This is a genomic window from Acidimicrobiales bacterium, assembly GCA_025455885.1.
GTDB lineage: Bacteria > Actinomycetota > Acidimicrobiia > Acidimicrobiales > Acidimicrobilacustridaceae > Rhabdothermincola_A.
In genome coordinates, this window is record JALOLR010000011.1 from 40274 (window position 1) to 54556 (window position 14283).

General features: G+C 72.8%; 14 protein-coding genes. 9 read left to right on the top strand and 5 right to left on the bottom strand.

Going from position 1 to position 14283, the window contains the following annotated elements:
- Nucleotides 1–4 precede the first annotated feature (4 nt).
- Nucleotides 5–2290, bottom strand: coding sequence for a DEAD/DEAH box helicase (locus tag MUE36_10750; protein MCU0311406.1), 2286 nt, complete (start codon nt 2288–2290; stop codon nt 5–7).
- A 75-nt stretch (nt 2291–2365) separates the two neighbouring features.
- Nucleotides 2366–3769: a hypothetical protein gene (locus MUE36_10755; GenBank protein ID MCU0311407.1), complete on the bottom strand. Its 1404-nt coding sequence runs from the start codon at nt 3767–3769 to the stop codon at nt 2366–2368.
- Nucleotides 3770–3950: 181 nt separating this feature from the next.
- On the opposite strand from MUE36_10755, the gene MUE36_10760 reads away from it, so the two are divergent.
- From MUE36_10760 to mnhG, 9 genes are all read left to right on the top strand, one after another.
- Nucleotides 3951–4307: an STAS domain-containing protein gene (locus MUE36_10760; protein ID MCU0311408.1), complete on the top strand. Its 357-nt coding sequence runs from the start codon at nt 3951–3953 to the stop codon at nt 4305–4307.
- 6 nt (nt 4308–4313) lie between these two features.
- Nucleotides 4314–4814 carry an ATP-binding protein gene (locus tag MUE36_10765; GenBank protein MCU0311409.1) on the top strand — a complete coding sequence of 167 codons (501 nt, stop codon included), beginning with the start codon at nt 4314–4316 and terminating at the stop codon, nt 4812–4814.
- Between the two features lie 250 nt (nt 4815–5064).
- The gene (locus MUE36_10770; GenBank protein MCU0311410.1) at nt 5065–7404 is read left to right on the top strand and encodes a DUF4040 domain-containing protein; all 2340 of its coding nucleotides are present in this window, start codon (nt 5065–5067) and stop codon (nt 7402–7404) included.
- Complete coding sequence (locus MUE36_10775; GenBank protein MCU0311411.1) at nt 7401–7901, top strand: hypothetical protein; 501 nt, start codon at nt 7401–7403, stop codon at nt 7899–7901. The genes MUE36_10770 and MUE36_10775 overlap by 4 nt, the downstream gene beginning before the upstream one ends.
- Nucleotides 7898–8281, top strand: a complete 384-nt coding sequence (locus MUE36_10780) for a Na(+)/H(+) antiporter subunit C (GenBank protein MCU0311412.1) — start codon at nt 7898–7900, stop codon at nt 8279–8281. Before MUE36_10775 ends, MUE36_10780 begins: the two co-directional genes overlap by 4 nt.
- A complete protein-coding gene (locus MUE36_10785) occupies nt 8278–9765 on the top strand; it encodes a Na+/H+ antiporter subunit D (protein MCU0311413.1) in 1488 nt (495 codons plus the stop codon). The genes MUE36_10780 and MUE36_10785 overlap by 4 nt, the downstream gene beginning before the upstream one ends.
- Nucleotides 9762–10367, top strand: coding sequence for a Na+/H+ antiporter subunit E (locus MUE36_10790; GenBank protein ID MCU0311414.1), 606 nt, complete (start codon nt 9762–9764; stop codon nt 10365–10367). The genes MUE36_10785 and MUE36_10790 overlap by 4 nt, the downstream gene beginning before the upstream one ends.
- A complete protein-coding gene (locus MUE36_10795) occupies nt 10364–10624 on the top strand; it encodes a monovalent cation/H+ antiporter complex subunit F (protein MCU0311415.1) in 261 nt (86 codons plus the stop codon). Before MUE36_10790 ends, MUE36_10795 begins: the two co-directional genes overlap by 4 nt.
- Entirely contained in the window at nt 10624–10968 is a 345-nt protein-coding gene (gene mnhG / locus MUE36_10800; GenBank protein ID MCU0311416.1) for a monovalent cation/H(+) antiporter subunit G, read from the top strand. Before MUE36_10795 ends, mnhG begins: the two co-directional genes overlap by 1 nt.
- Before the next feature lie 4 nt (nt 10969–10972).
- On the opposite strand, the gene MUE36_10805 is transcribed toward mnhG, so the two are convergent.
- The 3 genes from MUE36_10805 to MUE36_10815 are packed head-to-tail and all read right to left on the bottom strand — an operon-like array spanning nt 10973 to nt 14199.
- On the bottom strand, nt 10973–12445 hold the full coding sequence (locus MUE36_10805) for a SpoIIE family protein phosphatase (protein ID MCU0311417.1): 1473 nt from the start codon (nt 12443–12445) through the stop codon (nt 10973–10975).
- A 57-nt stretch (nt 12446–12502) separates the two neighbouring features.
- Entirely contained in the window at nt 12503–13756 is a 1254-nt protein-coding gene (locus tag MUE36_10810; GenBank protein MCU0311418.1) for an acyl-CoA dehydrogenase family protein, read from the bottom strand.
- 44 nt (nt 13757–13800) lie between these two features.
- Nucleotides 13801–14199, bottom strand: a complete 399-nt coding sequence (locus tag MUE36_10815; GenBank protein MCU0311419.1) for a phosphomannose isomerase type II C-terminal cupin domain — start codon at nt 14197–14199, stop codon at nt 13801–13803.
- Nucleotides 14200–14283 lie beyond the last annotated feature (84 nt).

The following is a 14283-nucleotide window of genomic DNA, read 5'->3' on the forward strand; positions in this document are numbered from 1 at the left end:
GGCGCTACGACCCTTCCGTCCCGAGGATCCGGCGCAGCAGCGCGGCTGCCCCCGCCTTGTCCAGTGGCTCGTTGCCGTTGCCGCACTTCGGCGACTGGACGCACGACGGGCACCCGTCGAGGCAGTCGCACCGCTCGATGACCTCGAGGGTGGCGTGGAGGTGTCGGTCACCGGCGTCGTAGCCGAGTTCGGCGACGCCGGCGCCGCCGGGGTAGCCGTCGTAGACGACGATCGTGGCCGCCCCCGTCTCGGGGAGGTGCGGGGTGGACACCCCACCCACGTCCCACCGGTCGCAGATGGCGAACAGGGGGAGGATGCCGATGGCGGCGTGCTCGAGGGCGTGGAGGGCGCCGGGAAGGGTGGCGGCCGTGAGCCCCGCTTCGGCCGTCACCCGGTCGGGGACGACGTAGGCGAACGCCCGGGTGACCAGCTCGCCGGGGGGGAGGTCGAGGTCGTGCACGCCGAGCTGCTCGCCCGTGAAGGCGTCGATGCGGCGGTAGCCGACGACCTGCGAGCTCACCCTGACAGGGCCGAGGGTCAGCTCGACGTCGCCGATGGACCGGCTGCGCTCGCGTCCGAGCACGGCGATGTCGGTGGTCGTGCGGGGCTGGGTGTACTCGCTCCCGTCGGACGGCTCGACGAGCGCCACCCGGTCGTCGAGGTCGAGGTCGGTCACCCGCCACGCCCGGCCCTGGTGCAGGTAGACGGCCCCCGGATGGGCGACCCGCAGCGCCCGTCCGCCGTCGACGGTGCCCACGAGCGTGCCGTCGGCGGTGGCGATGCGGAACTCGTCGCCGCCGGCGCTGCGTAGGCCCACGCCCCTCGAGGGCCAGCCCCGCCGGGCCCAGACGGCGGCGGGACCACGTCGGTGGTGCGGTGGTCGGAGCCGCAGCGTGTCGTCGAGGACCAGGTCGCGCACCCCGTCGTCGAGCAGGCCCGGCCACCAGACCTCGTCGGCCGGTGTGAGCGGGAGCTCGTAGGCGGCGCAGGCCAGGTGGGGCAAGAGGACGTGGGGGTTGGCGGGGTTGACCACCGCCGGCTCGGGTGGCCGGGTGAAGAGCTCGGTGGGGTGGTGCACGAACCACTGGTCGAGCTGGTCGTCGCCGGCCACGAGGGCGGCGATCGAGGAGCGCGTGTCGCGTCCGGCCCGTCCGGCCTGCTGCCACATCGATGCCACGGTGCCCGGGAACCCGTTGAGCACGCAGGCGTCGAGCCCCCCGACGTCGATCCCGAGCTCGAGGGCGGTGGTGGCCACCACGCCGCGCAGCCGGCCGCTGAAGAGCCGCTTCTCGATGTCGCGACGCTCGCTGGCGAGGTAGCCGCCCCGGTACGGACGGATGCCGTCGGCCAGGTCGGCGCGCACCCGCCGCCGGACGTCGGCTGCCACCAGCTCGGTGGCCTTGCGGCTGCGGCAGAACGCGATGGTGCGACGCCCGTCGGCGACGAGGCCGCTCATGAGCTCGGCGGTGTCTCGGGTCGCCGAGACGGAGCGACCGTGGTGTTCCTGGTCGGCTGCAGGGTTCCAGAGGACGAAGAGCCGTTCTCCGGTGGGGGAGCCGTCGTCGGTCACCTCGGTCACCGGGAGACCGCACAGTTCCGACGCCAACCGGCCGGGGTCGCCGATGGTGGCCGACGTGAAGACGAAGGTCGGCGTCGACCCGTAGTGGGCGCAGATGCGCCGCAGCCGCCGCAGGAGGTGGGCGACGTGGGACCCGAAGATCCCCCGGAGGGTGTGGAGCTCGTCGACCACGACGTAGCGCAGCCGCATGAAGAAGGTGGCCCAGCGGGCGTGGTGGGGCAGGAGCCCGACGTGGAGCATCTCGGGGTTGGTGAGCACCACGTTGGCGTGGGCGCGAGCCCACGCTCGCTCCTCGGGGCTGCAGTCCCCGTCGTAGGCGGCGGCGGTGAGGCGGGGCACCGCCATGTCGGTGACCGAACGCAGTTGGTCGTGGGCCAGCGCCTTGGTGGGGAAGAGCAGGAGGGCGGTGCCCGACCGCAGCCCCTGGCTCACCGCTTCGGCGATGGGAGCCTGGAAGCACAGCGACTTGCCCGACGCCGTCGACGTGGCGACGGCGACCGAGCGGCCGTCCCGGGCGAGGTCGATCGCCTCGGCCTGGTGGCTCCAGAAGTGGTCGATCCCGAGCGCGTCGCGCACCTCGGCGGGGAGGGGGCGGGACAGCTCGGCGGTGCGGGCGGGTCGGGCCGGCAGGCGTTCGACGTGCACGAGGCGGGGGTCGTCGACGAACGACGCGAGGAACCCGTCCGGGCCGGGGTCGGCGGGGAGCGCCATGGCGCCCATGCTAGGTGAACATCCGTACGACCGCGGGCCCGCGGCCGGGCTCGTGGAGAGCCGGCGCGAGTGGCGTCAGCCCGTGAAGCGGGGTGTCACCAGCACCGCCCCGGCCGGCCCCGCTCCGCCCGCGCCGCCCGTGCCGCCGGTGCCGCCCGTGCCGCCGGTACCCGGTGTGTCCGGTGGTTCCACGGCGATCTCGACGGCGCCGATGTCGCACCCGGGGCCCTGGGGGCGGGTGACCCCGCGCTGGTCGGTGGGTACGGCGACCGGTCCGTCCTGGCAGTCGGCGACGGGGATGGCGTCGAGCAGCGGGCTACCGGGCCCGGGGAGCAGGGTGCGGGTCGGGCCGCCGTTGTCGGCGAGGGGCCCGAGGAGCGGGTCGACCCCCTCCTGATCCGTGGACGCGTCCAGGGCGCAGGAGTCGTCGCTGGCGACGTTGTACCCGAGCGAGGTCCCCGGCGGGGCCGCGCAGTTCGGGGCGCCCCCGAGCGGATCGCTGATGACCGAGGCGAAGACCTCGTCACCCTCACTCAGCCGCACGTTGGCCCCCTGCGTGGCGGCGGAGTTCCCCGTGATCGTGGAGTACACGATGGTGAGCCGGTCGCCCGCCGCGACGCCGCCGGTGTTCGACGCCGGTCCCTCGGCGACGTTGCCGGTCACCGTGGAGTCGATGAGGGTGAGGGAGCCGTTCATGGCCACGGCCGCGCCGTAGCCCGAGCCGGAGTTGGTGCCCGGCTCGGAGCGGTTCTCCGAGAGGGTGGTGCGCACGAGGGTCACCGGACTGTTGCCGAAGATCGCGCCCGCACCCCCTCCGCTTTCCTCGGCTCCCTCGGCCACGTTGCCGGTGATCGTCGAGTCGGTCACGAGCGTGATGCCGTTGGCGGCGAACGCGCCGCCGAGCCCGGCGAAGATGCTCGTCCCCCCGCCGGCCGTGTTCTGGCTGATGGTGGAGGCGGAGATGGTCAGGTCACCGGTCGAGAAGAGCCCTCCGGCGAGGCCGCCGATCTGCGTGCCGGGGGCCACGACCGGCCCGTCGGCGCGGTTCCCGGTGATGGTGCTGTCCTCGATGACCAGAGGGCCGCCGTTCCAGATGCCGCCCCCGGCGCTGTCGGACGGACCGGGAAGGAGATTGCCGCCGGTGACGCTCACGGAGCGCAGCGTGAGGCCGCCGCCCTCGCTGCGCATCACCCGCTCGAACTCGCAGGTCTGGCGGATGGTGAAGCCCGCGCCGTCCACCACGAGCGGTACCGCGCCCGCGGGGCGGAAGAGCTGGCCCGCCACGCAGTTGGTGAGGTCCACGTCCGCGGTGAGGGTGATGGTGGTCTCGGTGGGGTCGCCGAACGCGGCGCGGAGCTCGGCATCGCTGGACGCCGTCGCGGCGCCTGCGGGCCCCCCCGCCCCGACGACGACGGTGCCGGCCACCACGACGGCGGCGACGGCGGCCGCGACGCGGCGGCGGGTTCGCTGGAGCGTCATGGAGTCCCTCCCGGGTGATCTCGATCCGGGCAGAGGCTACTTGTCCGGCGAACGTCGCGGCGACCCGTCGGGTGACGAGCCCTCGGCCCGGGACAGCAGGACGCGAAGGGGATGATCCCCGTCGGTAGCATCATCCCGTGGGGTCACGTCGGGTCGTCACGAGCGCAGCTGGGAGCAGCCCGTGTTGTTCGACGTCACCGTGACGCCCGCCGCCACCGACCCGAGCGTGACCGTCGTCGCCGTCGTCGGCGAGCTCGACGTGGCCACGGCTCCCCGGCTCCGCCAGGAGCTGATCGGCCTGGCGTCGCACGGCAGCCGTCGCCTGGTCATCGACCTGGCCGGGGTGGACTTCCTCGACTCGACGGGCGTCGGCGTCCTGCTCGGTGCGGTGCGGCGGGCCCGTGACGGCGACGGGCGGATCGCCCTGGCCAACGCCGAGCCCCAGGTGGCGCGGGTCTTCGAGGTGACGCGTCTGGTGGACATTCTTCCCCTGCACGCCTCCGTCGACGAGGCGACGCAGGCGCTGGCGGGGGGCTGAGGCCCCGTGCGCGAGGTCCGACTCGAGATCCCGGCCCGCGCCGACTACCTCTCGTTGGCCCGCCAGGTCGTGGCCGCGGCGGCCGCCGTCGAGCCCCGCTTCCGCACCGAGCGCATCGACGACCTCCGGGTGGCCGTCTCCGAGGCGACCACCAACGCCGTCGAGGCGCACGCCGATCTCGAGAGCGACGAGAGGATCGTGATCACCTGCGATCTCGACGAGGAGCGGATCCGGGTCGAGGTGGTCGACCGGGGTGGGGGCTTCGACCCCGAGGGCGTCCCGGTGGTCCCCGACGCCGAGGACCCCGCCCGTCTGGGGTTCGAGCACGGTCTCGGCCTGCCCATCATGCGAGAGCTCGCCGACGAGTCCGAGATCGTCGCCTCGCCCGAGGGGACGTCGGTGCGCCTGGTCGTCTACCGCTCCGCGGCCGCTGCCGAGCGCGGAGCGGGCGACGCCGACGCTGCGTCGAGCGCCCCCGCCGTCGAGGGCCCCGGAGCATCTGGCTAGAGTCTGCCGACCGACGTCATCAACTGGTCACATTCGGGAAACAGCGGCGAGACCCACGCGCGGTAGACCGCTTTGAACCGGGTGGACCGTCAGCAGATGTGCCGGGAGGTCCGGTCGGCGTCGCTGATCGACGAGTCGCTCCGAAGGAGGCACCCCCCTGCTCGCCCTCGTCCTGCTCTACGGCCTCCTGGCCGTCGTGGTCGCCCTCGCGGGTCGGAGCCTCGGGTCGAGGGTCTTCTGGTTGGCCGCCGTGGCCCCTTTGGCCACCGTGGCCTACGCCGTCGCCGCCGGGGTGTGGATCGGCGACGACGGCGCGTGGACCGAGTCGTTCAGCTGGGTGCCGGCGCTGGGGCTCGAGATGGACTTCCGCCTGGACGGCTTCGGCGTGTTGATGCTGATGGTCATCGGGGTGGTCGGGGTGGCGGTCTTCGCCTACTCGGCCGGCTACTTCCACGGCACCACCCGCACGACGCGCACGGCGACCAGCCTCCTGGCCTTCGCCGGGGCCATGGTCGGCTTGGTGGTGTCCGACAACGTGTTGCTCCTGTTCCTCTTCTGGGAGCTCACCTCGGTCACCTCGTTCCTGTTGATCGGGACGAAGGACGAAGAGCTCGGGTCGCGCTCGGCCGCGCAGCACGCCCTGCTGGTCACCGGGGGCGGCGGGCTGGCCATGCTCGGCGGGCTCGTGCTCGTCGCGCAGTCCGCCGGCAGCTACGACCTGAGCGCCTGGGTGGCCTCACCCCCGAGCGGCACCACGGTGACGGTCGGCGTGGGACTCATCCTGGTGGGAGCGCTGACGAAGTCGGCCCAGGTGCCGTTCCACAGCTGGCTCCCGGGGGCCATGGCCGCCCCCACCCCCATCAGCGCGTTCCTCCACTCCGCGACCATGGTCAAGGCAGGGGTCTTCCTCGTCGCCCGGCTCGCTCCCGCGTTCGCCGACCTCGGGGTGTGGCGCTGGATGGTGCTCGGCGCCGGGGCGGGCTCGCTCCTGCTCGGCGGGTACCGCGCCCTGCGCCAGCACGACCTGAAGCTCGTCCTCGCTTACGGCACGATCAGTCAGCTGGGCCTGCTCATGATCCTGTTCGGCGCCGGGACCGAGGAGACCACCCTCGCCGGGTGCGTCCTGCTCGTCGCCCACGCCGCCTTCAAGGCGTCGCTGTTCCTGACCGTCGGGGTCGTCGACCACCAGACCCACACCCGGGACCTCCGGGTCCTCGACGGCCTCGGTCGGCGCTGGCCGGTGGTGGCGGGCGCGGCCGCCCTCGCCGCGGCGTCGATGGCGGGCCTCCCCCCCCTCCTCGGCTTCATCTCGAAGGAGTTGGCCCTCAAGGGACTCCTCGAGGACGCCGCGCCGGCCGGCGCCGTGCTGCTCGTCGTCCTGGTCGTCGGCTCGACGTTCACCGTGGCCTACAGCGCCCGCTTCGTCTGGGGGGCGTTCGGCCCCGCCGAGGGCGACGGCGTCCACGCCGACGACGCCCCGCGGGAGGTGACGGGTGCCGACGCCCCGCACCCGTCCAAGGCGTTCGCCGCGGCGCCGGTGGTGCTCGGCGTGCTCGGCCTGGTGCTGGGGCTCGTGCCTGCCCTGTTGAACGGTCTGGTCGGCGCGGCGGTCCGGGCCCTCGGCTTCCCGGAGGCGGACGTCTCCATCCACCTCTGGGCGGGGGTCAACGCCGCGCTCGGGCTGTCGGTCCTCATCATCGGTCTCGGGGCGGTGCTGTTCATCGCCCGCCGCACCGTGGAGCGCGGGCAGGCCTCCGTCCCGCCGCTCCCCAGCGCCTTCGGCGCCTACGAGCACGTGATCCGGGGGGTGCTGCGGGGTGCGGAGCGCCTGACGGGGGTCACCCAGAGCGGGTCGCTGCCCGTCTACCTCGGCGTGATCCTGCTCACGGCCGTGGCCCTCCCCGTCCTGCCGATGCTCTCGGCCGGTGGGCCCGACGAGTGGCCGGCGCTCGTCGACTCGCCCCTGCAGCTGGTGCTGGGGTTCGTGATGGTCGTCGCCGCCCTGGCCGCGACGGTCACCCGTCGGCGCTTCGTGGCGGTCCTCCTCCTCGGGGCGGTGGGCTACGCCATGGTGGGGATGTTCCTCGTCCAGGGCGCTCCCGACCTCGCCCTCACCCAGGTCCTCATCGAGACGCTGGGGATCGCCGCCTTCGTCCTGGTGCTGCGCCACCTCCCGGAGGGCTTCCCCAGGACCATGACCCCCGGTCGCAGGCTCGTCCCGGCCGTCATCGGCGTCATCGTCGCCGCGTTCGTGTTCGTGTTCCTCATCACGACCGGAGCCCTGCGCGACACGACCCTCACCCCTGACCGGGCCGCCGAGGACGTCGCCGCCGGCACGGCGTCGGTGAGCGAGGAGTTCCTGGTGCGCTCCGAACCCGAGGCGCACGGGCTCAACGTCGTCAACGTCATCATCGTCGACTTCCGCGGCTTCGACACCATGGGGGAGATCACGGTGCTCGTGGTGGCGAGCTTGGGCGTGATCGGCCTCGTGAGGGCCGGGCGGCGACGGTTCGCGCAGGACGACGGTGATCACGCCGCCGACGAGGTCGCCCGCGTGCCCACGGCGACAGCGACGGAGGAGGCCCGGTGAACCCCGAGCCCGTCGAGCCTCCCGCCGAGGCGTTCGTCGACCCCGAGGCCGGGCGGGTGCCGATGCGCCCGTCGTCGCCCATCCTCGACATCGTCGTGCGGGCCGAGTTCCACGTGCTGCTCGTCGTGTCGGTGTACCTGCTCTTCGCGGGGCACAACGGTCCCGGCGGCGGCTTCGTGGGCGGCCTCGTGGCCGGGGCGGCCTGCGCCGTCCGCTACGTGGCGGGCGGACCGGCCGAGCTGCGCCGTTCCATCCGGGTGCGCCCCACTACCCTCCTCGGTGCCGGGCTCGTGGTCGCCGGAGCGACTGCCTTCCTCTCGCTCGTCAACGACGGGGGCTTCCTCCAGCACCGCCTCCTGAAGGTCGACGTGCCCTTCATCGGGCCGGTGAAGACGAGCAGTGCGTTCTTCTTCGACTTCGGGGTCTACCTCGTCGTGCTCGGCACCGTGCTCGTGATCCTCGCCGAGCTCGGCGCCCCGTCGGAGGACGAGCAGTGACCGTCCTCGTCGCCGCGCTCGTGGCCGTCCTGTACGGCACCGGCGTCTACCTCGTGCTGCAACGCACGCTGACACGCGTGATCCTCGGGCTGGCGCTGATCAGCCATGGCTGCAACCTGTTGCTGCTCGCCGCCGGCGGGGGTTCGGGGGCGGCGGCGTTCATCGGCCGGGTGTCGGGCGACGAGGTCGTGGTCGACCCTCTCCCTCAGGCGCTCATCCTGACCGCCATCGTCATCACCTTCGGCCTCACCGTCTTCCTCCTGGCGCTGGCCTACCGCAGCTTCCAGCTGACCAGGGACGACGAGGTCGAGGACGACCTCGAGGACCGCCGCATCGCCAAGCTGTCCGAGGACCGGCTGCAGGAGCGGGTCGAGCCATGAGGTTCCTGCTCCCCGCGGCGATCGCCGTGCCGCTGCTCTTCGCGGCCCTTGCCGTGGTGTTCACCCGCTCGCGGCCCCTCCAGCGGGCGTGCAGCGTCGCCGGGGTCGGCCTCGCGCTCGCCATCTCGATCGCCTTGCTCGTCATCGTCGAGCGAGACGGGATCCAGTCGGTGACGTTGGGGGGCTGGTCGGCTCCGTTCGGGATCAGCCTCGTGGCCGATCTGCTGTCGTGTCTCGTCCTCGTGGTCGGACTCGCCACGATGCTGGCCGTGCTGGTGTTCGCCGTCGGCCAGCGCGGCGCCGACGACCAGTCGGCGTTCCATCCCACCTACCTCGTCCTCACCGCGGGCGTGGCCCTCAGCTTCCTGACCGGCGACCTGTTCAACCTGTACGTGGCCTTCGAGATCATGTTGACGTCCAGCTACGTGCTCATCACCCTCGGTGGCCGTCGGGCCCAGGTCCGCCACGGCATGACCTACGTGGTCGTGAACCTCGTGGCCTCGCTGCTCTTCCTCACGGCCATCGGGCTCGTCTACGCGGCCACCGGCACCGTCAACATGGCCGATCTCTCGCTCCGGATCCCCGAGCTCCCCGATGGGATCCGCACGGCGTTGGGGTTGCTCCTCCTCGTCGTCTTCGGCGTGAAGGCGGCGATGTTCCCGCTCTTCAACTGGCTGCCCGACTCCTACCCGACGGCCTGGTCGCCGGTCACCGCGGTCTTCGCCGGGCTGTTGACCAAGGTCGGCGTCTACTGCCTCATCCGCACCCAGACCCTGCTCTTCCCCGAGTCGGGCCCGTCGCTGCTGATCCTCGTGTTCGCCGGGCTGACCATGGTCGTCGGCGTGCTCGGTGCCATCGCCCAGGACGACATGAAGCGGATCCTGTCCTTCCACATCGTCAGCCAGATCGGCTACATGCTGCTCGGGCTCGGCTTGTTCACGGTGGCCGGGCTCGCCGGGGCGGTCCTGTTCCTCCTCCACCAGATCCCGGTGAAGACCAGCCTCTTCCTCACCAGCGGGCTGGTGGAGGAGGGCGCCGGTTCCACCGCGCTCAGCCGGGTGGGAGGACTCCTCCGCCGTGCCCCCCTGACCGCCGCCCTCTTCGGGCTCGCCGCCCTCAGCCTCGCCGGCATCCCCCCGTTCTCCGGATTCGTCGGGAAGCTCTCGCTGATCGAGGCCGGGTTCGGTGTCGAGGAGTACGCGATCGCCGGGGTGGCGCTGGCGGTGAGCCTCTTCACGCTCTTCTCGATGGTCAAGATCTGGAACGGGGTGTTCTGGGGCCAGCCCGAGGACCCCACCCTGCGGATGGGCGACGGCACCACCCGGCTGCGCACCCCCGCGATCATGAACGGGGCCACGATCGCCCTCGTGGGCCTCACCCTGGCCATCGCGGTGTTCGCCGGACCCCTCTACGACCTGTGCCAGCGGGCCGCCGAGGACCTCCTCGACCCGTCGGCCTACGTCTCGGCGGTGCTCGGCCGATGAGCGCTACGTCGTTGCTCCGGCGGGTGCTCAACTCGGTCGTCCTGTTGGCCGTCTGGGTGGCCCTCTGGGGCGAGCCGAGCGTCGGCAACCTCCTCAGCGGCATCGCCGCCATCGTCGTCGTCAACCTGGTCTTCCCCACCGGCCCCGACGTGGTCGCCGCCGAGGACGAGGGCACCCCGCGCCTCGTGGCGGCGGTGAAGTTCCTCGGCATCTTCGGGTGGGCGCTCCTGGTCGCCAACGTGCAGGTGGTGGTGGCCGTCCTGCGGCCGCGTCTGCGCATCGCGGAGGGCATCGTGGCGGTCCCCCTGGTGAGCCGGTCGCCCATCATCGCCACCATGGTCGCCAACGCGATCAGCCTCACCCCCGGCACCCTCACCGTCGAGATCGGCGGCGGCGGCGCGAACCGCCCCGGAGGCGCCGCCGGGCGGGCCACCCCCGGCGTCCCCTCGGGGGCCGAGCCGCCGGTCGTGCTGTACGTGCACGCCCTCGACCTGGCCGACGCCGACGCGGTGCGGGCCGACGGGCGGCGCTTCGAGGAGCTGGCCGTCGCCGCGTTCGGGAGCGCCACCGACCGGGCCCGGATCGAGGAGAGCGCTTCGTGACCGTCGTGGCCGCCGTCGCCTACCTCCTCATCTCCGCCGGGGCGGTCCTCACCGTGCTGCGTCTCGTCCAGGGCCCGTCGCTGGCCGACCGCATCGTCGCCACCGACCTCCTCCTCGTGCTGCTCACCTGCGGCACCGGGGTGTACGCGTACGACACCGGTGACGGCATCTACCTCATCGTCATGGTCATCGTCGGCGTCCTCGGCTTCCTGGGGACCGTGACGGTCGCCCGGTTCATCGAGAAGCGAGGGGCGTGATGGTCCTCGACGTCGTCTCGGGCGCGCTGCTGCTGGCCGGGGCCTTCCTCTGCCTGGTCGCCGGCATCGGGCTGCTGCGCCTCCCCGACGTGTTCGCCCGGATGCACGCCGCCACCAAGCCGGCGACGCTCGGGCTGATGCTCATCAGCATCGCCGCGCTGTTCCAGGTGCGCGACGCCGGTGAGATCGTGGCGCTCGTCCTCATCGTGGCGGTGCAGTTCCTGACCTCGCCGGTCGCCGCCCACATGGTCGGGCGGGCGGCCTACCGGGCCGGAGGGCTGCTGTCCGACGACACGGTGCTCGACGAGCTCGACGGGCGGACCGACACCAGCGCCGCGGAGTGAACACTCACCGGGCCAGGCGGGTGATGGCCAGCACGGCGACGTCGTCGGCGCCGCCGGGCGAACGCAACTCGGCGAGACGAGTGTCGAGGTCGTCCGGGCCGACGCCGTGCAGCATCGAGGCGACGTCGAGGCCCCCGGTGGGGACGTCGCTCAGCCCGTCCGTGTAGAGCACCAGCGTCTCGCCTGTTGCGAGGTCGATCGACACGGTCTCGACCCTGGCGTCGGCGAAGACCCCGAGGAGCGAGCCGTCCGCCCCCACCTCCTCGAGGTCGCCGGAGCTGCGGACGACGACCGGCCGGGGGTGGCCCGCCACCACCAGCCGCAGGCCCGGGTCCCCCTCACGGCCCTCGACGAGCACCGCGGTGCAGAACATGTCCTGGTCCTGCAGCGCGGCCACCGCCCGGTCGATCAGGTGGGCGGTGGTCGCCACGTCCTTCCCGTCGAGCGCCGCCGCCCGGAACGTGTGGCGGGCGGCCGAGGCTGCGGACGCGGCGCGGACCCCCTTGCCGCAGGCGTCGCCCACGATCGCCATCCACCGGTCGCCCTCGACGATGACGTCGAGGAAGTCACCGGCGACGGTGTTGCCGAGCGCGGGGTGGAACCAGCTGCGCATCGAGAGACCGGGGACCGTCGGGAGTCGGGTCGGGAGCAGCGACTGCTGGAGCTGCTCGGCCACGGCCCGCTCGCGGTCGCGGAGCTGGGCGCGGGCGTAGGCCTGGGCGATCGTGGCCGTGGCGATCGAGAGCGACTCCTCGTCCTCGGCGTCGAGCGGTCGATCGGCACCGAGGTCCGCGACGAGGACCCCCACCGGCCCGGCCGGGGCCGCGAGCCGGGCGGCGATGATCCCGGCCTCGTCGAGCAGCGTGCCGCCTCGGTCGAACAGCAGATCGACCCGGCGGCGCAGGACGTCGTCGACCGGGCTCCCGCCCGACCACCACTCCTCTCTCGGTCCTCGCCCGTCGACACCGCTGGTGAGGGTCAACAGCGTCCTCGACGCGCCGAGGGAGTCTCGGCACCAGTGCAGCGAGGTCTGGATCACCTCGTCCGGTCCGGTGGCGAGGGCCAGGTCACCCGCGAGCTGCGAGAGGTGCTCGCTCCGGAAGCTGCGCTCCTCGGCGAGCCGCCGCGCGCCGTCGCGGGAGCGCACGAGCAGGATCACGATGACGGCCATCGCGACGAAGGCGGCCAGGGCCGCGGCGTCTGCGCTCGATTCGAGCGCCAGGTCGCGCCTCGGGGGGAGGACCCCCCAGATCAACCCGGCGCAGGCGGCGCCGAGGGCCAGGGCTCCCGCCTTCCAGCCGCCGATCAGGGCGGCCACGATCACGACGAGCAGGTACCAGGCCCCCGCGAAGAACTCCCGGGGTGAGCTGAACACCGAGAGCACAGCCGTGACGCCGAAGGCGCCGAGGACGGCGATGGCGTACCCGGCGGCCTCGCGCGTGCGCTCGCGGGACCGGTTGCCGACCAGGACGCCCACTGTGGTCCCGTCAGCGCGGGCGGCGTCGGTGGCCCGGGCCGGGGCGGAAAGCGATGCTCACCGGGCCACGCCCAGGTCGGCGGAGGTGGGCTCCCCAGGCGCCTCGAGGTGAGGGCGCAGCTCGCGCCGGGCGAGCTGCATGCGGTGGACCTCGTCCGGCCCGTCCGCGAACCGCAGCGTGCGCAGGCCCGCCCACATGGCGGCGAGCGGGAAGTCCTGGGACACGCCGCCGCCGCCGTGGGCCTGGATGGCCCGGTCGACGACCCGCAGCGCGGTGTTGGGGGCAACCACCTTGATGGCGGAGATCTCCACGCGGGCCCCCTTGTTGCCGACCGTGTCCATGAGCCATGCCGCCTTCATCGTGAGGAGCCTCGCCTGCTCGATCTCGATGCGGCTGTCGGCGATCCACTCCTGGATCACGCCCTGCTCGGCGAGGCGCTTCCCGAACGCCACCCGGTCGGCGACCCGCCGGCACATCAGCTCGAGGGCCCGTTCCGCGATCCCGATGCAGCGCATGCAGTGGTGGATGCGCCCCGGGCCGAGACGGGCCTGGGCCAGTGCGAACCCCCCGCCCTCCTCGCCGAGCAGGTTGGCGATCGGCACCCGCACGTCGTCGAAGTGCAGCTCGCAGTGGCCCTCACGGTCGTTGTAGCCGAACACCAGCAGGTCCCGGACCACGGTCAGCCCGGGCGTGTCCATCGGGACGAGCACCATGGACTGCTGGGTGTAGGTCGGGGCGTCCGGATCGGTCTTGCCCATCACGATCGCCACCCGGCAACGGGGGTTGGCCGCGCCCGAGATCCACCACTTCCGGCCGTTCAGGACGTACTCGTCGCCCTCGCGTCGGATGGACAGCTCGATGTTGCGGGCGTCGCTCGATGCCACGTCGGGCTCGGTCATGGCGAAGCACGACCGGATCTCGCCCGCCAGGAGGGGGACCAACCACTGCTCCTGTTGCTCGGGGGTGCCGAACATCGAGAGGATCTCCATGTTGCCGGTGTCCGGCGCCGCCGAGTTGACCGCCTCCGGTCCGAGGGGGCTCCGCCCGGTGATCTCGGCGAGCGGCGCGTAGTCGGTGTTCGACACCGGGTCGGGGGTCCAGGGCGTCACCCGGGGCAGGAAGAGGTTCCACAGGCCCCGCTCGCGTGCCTCGGCCTTGAGTTCCTCCATCACCGGCGGGTGGAAGTGGGGGTCGCCCGAGGCGTGCATGGCCTCGGCGAACACGGGCTCGGCCGGGTAGACCCGTTCGTCCATGAAGGCCAGCAGGCGCTCCTGCAGGTCGGCGGCGCGGGGGCTGAGAGCGAAGTCCACGAGAGGGCCCTTGCAGTGGGACGGCGATGACGCCCGGCGGCGTCTCAGTCGGCCCGACCGTAGTCGTCGGCCAGACGGACGATGTCGTCCTCGCCGAAGTAGTCGCCGAGCTGGACCTCGACGAAGACCAGCGGTCCGTCGCCGTCGTTGGCCACCCGGTGGGCCGTGCCCACGGGGATGTCGACGCTGCCCCCCGGGGCCACGGTGAGCTCTCGATCGCCGAGGGTGACGGTCGCCTCGCCCCTGACGACGACCCAGTGCTCGGCCCTGCGGTGGTGGCGTTGGAGTGACAGGCGACGGCCGGGATCGACGGTGATGCGCTTGACCTTGGCGTCGGACCCGTCGTCGAGCACGACGTAGGAGCCCCACGGTCGACGGCCCTCGTCGTCGACCACCGGGTCGTCGGCGTCGACCGATCCGGGTTCTGTCGCACGTGGGGCCATCGCACGAGCCTAGGCCCGACGCCGACGGCCCTCCGGTCCCTCGGCGTCGCTGCGGAGCTGCTCGGTCGAGATCGCCGGGATCCC

Excerpts from the sequence above, each read along its gene's own strand:
- MUE36_10750 (MCU0311406.1), bottom strand. The coding sequence starts at position 2,290 with ATGGCGCTCCCCGCCGACCCCGGCCCGGACGGGTTCCTCGCGTCGTTC.
- MUE36_10755 (MCU0311407.1), bottom strand. The coding sequence starts at position 3,769 with ATGACGCTCCAGCGAACCCGCCGCCGCGTCGCGGCCGCCGTCGCCGCC.
- MUE36_10785 (MCU0311413.1), top strand. The coding sequence starts at position 8,278 with ATGAGGTTCCTGCTCCCCGCGGCGATCGCCGTGCCGCTGCTCTTCGCG.
- MUE36_10790 (MCU0311414.1), top strand. The coding sequence starts at position 9,762 with ATGAGCGCTACGTCGTTGCTCCGGCGGGTGCTCAACTCGGTCGTCCTG.
- mnhG (MCU0311416.1), top strand. The coding sequence starts at position 10,624 with ATGGTCCTCGACGTCGTCTCGGGCGCGCTGCTGCTGGCCGGGGCCTTC.
- MUE36_10815 (MCU0311419.1), bottom strand. The coding sequence starts at position 14,199 with ATGGCCCCACGTGCGACAGAACCCGGATCGGTCGACGCCGACGACCCG.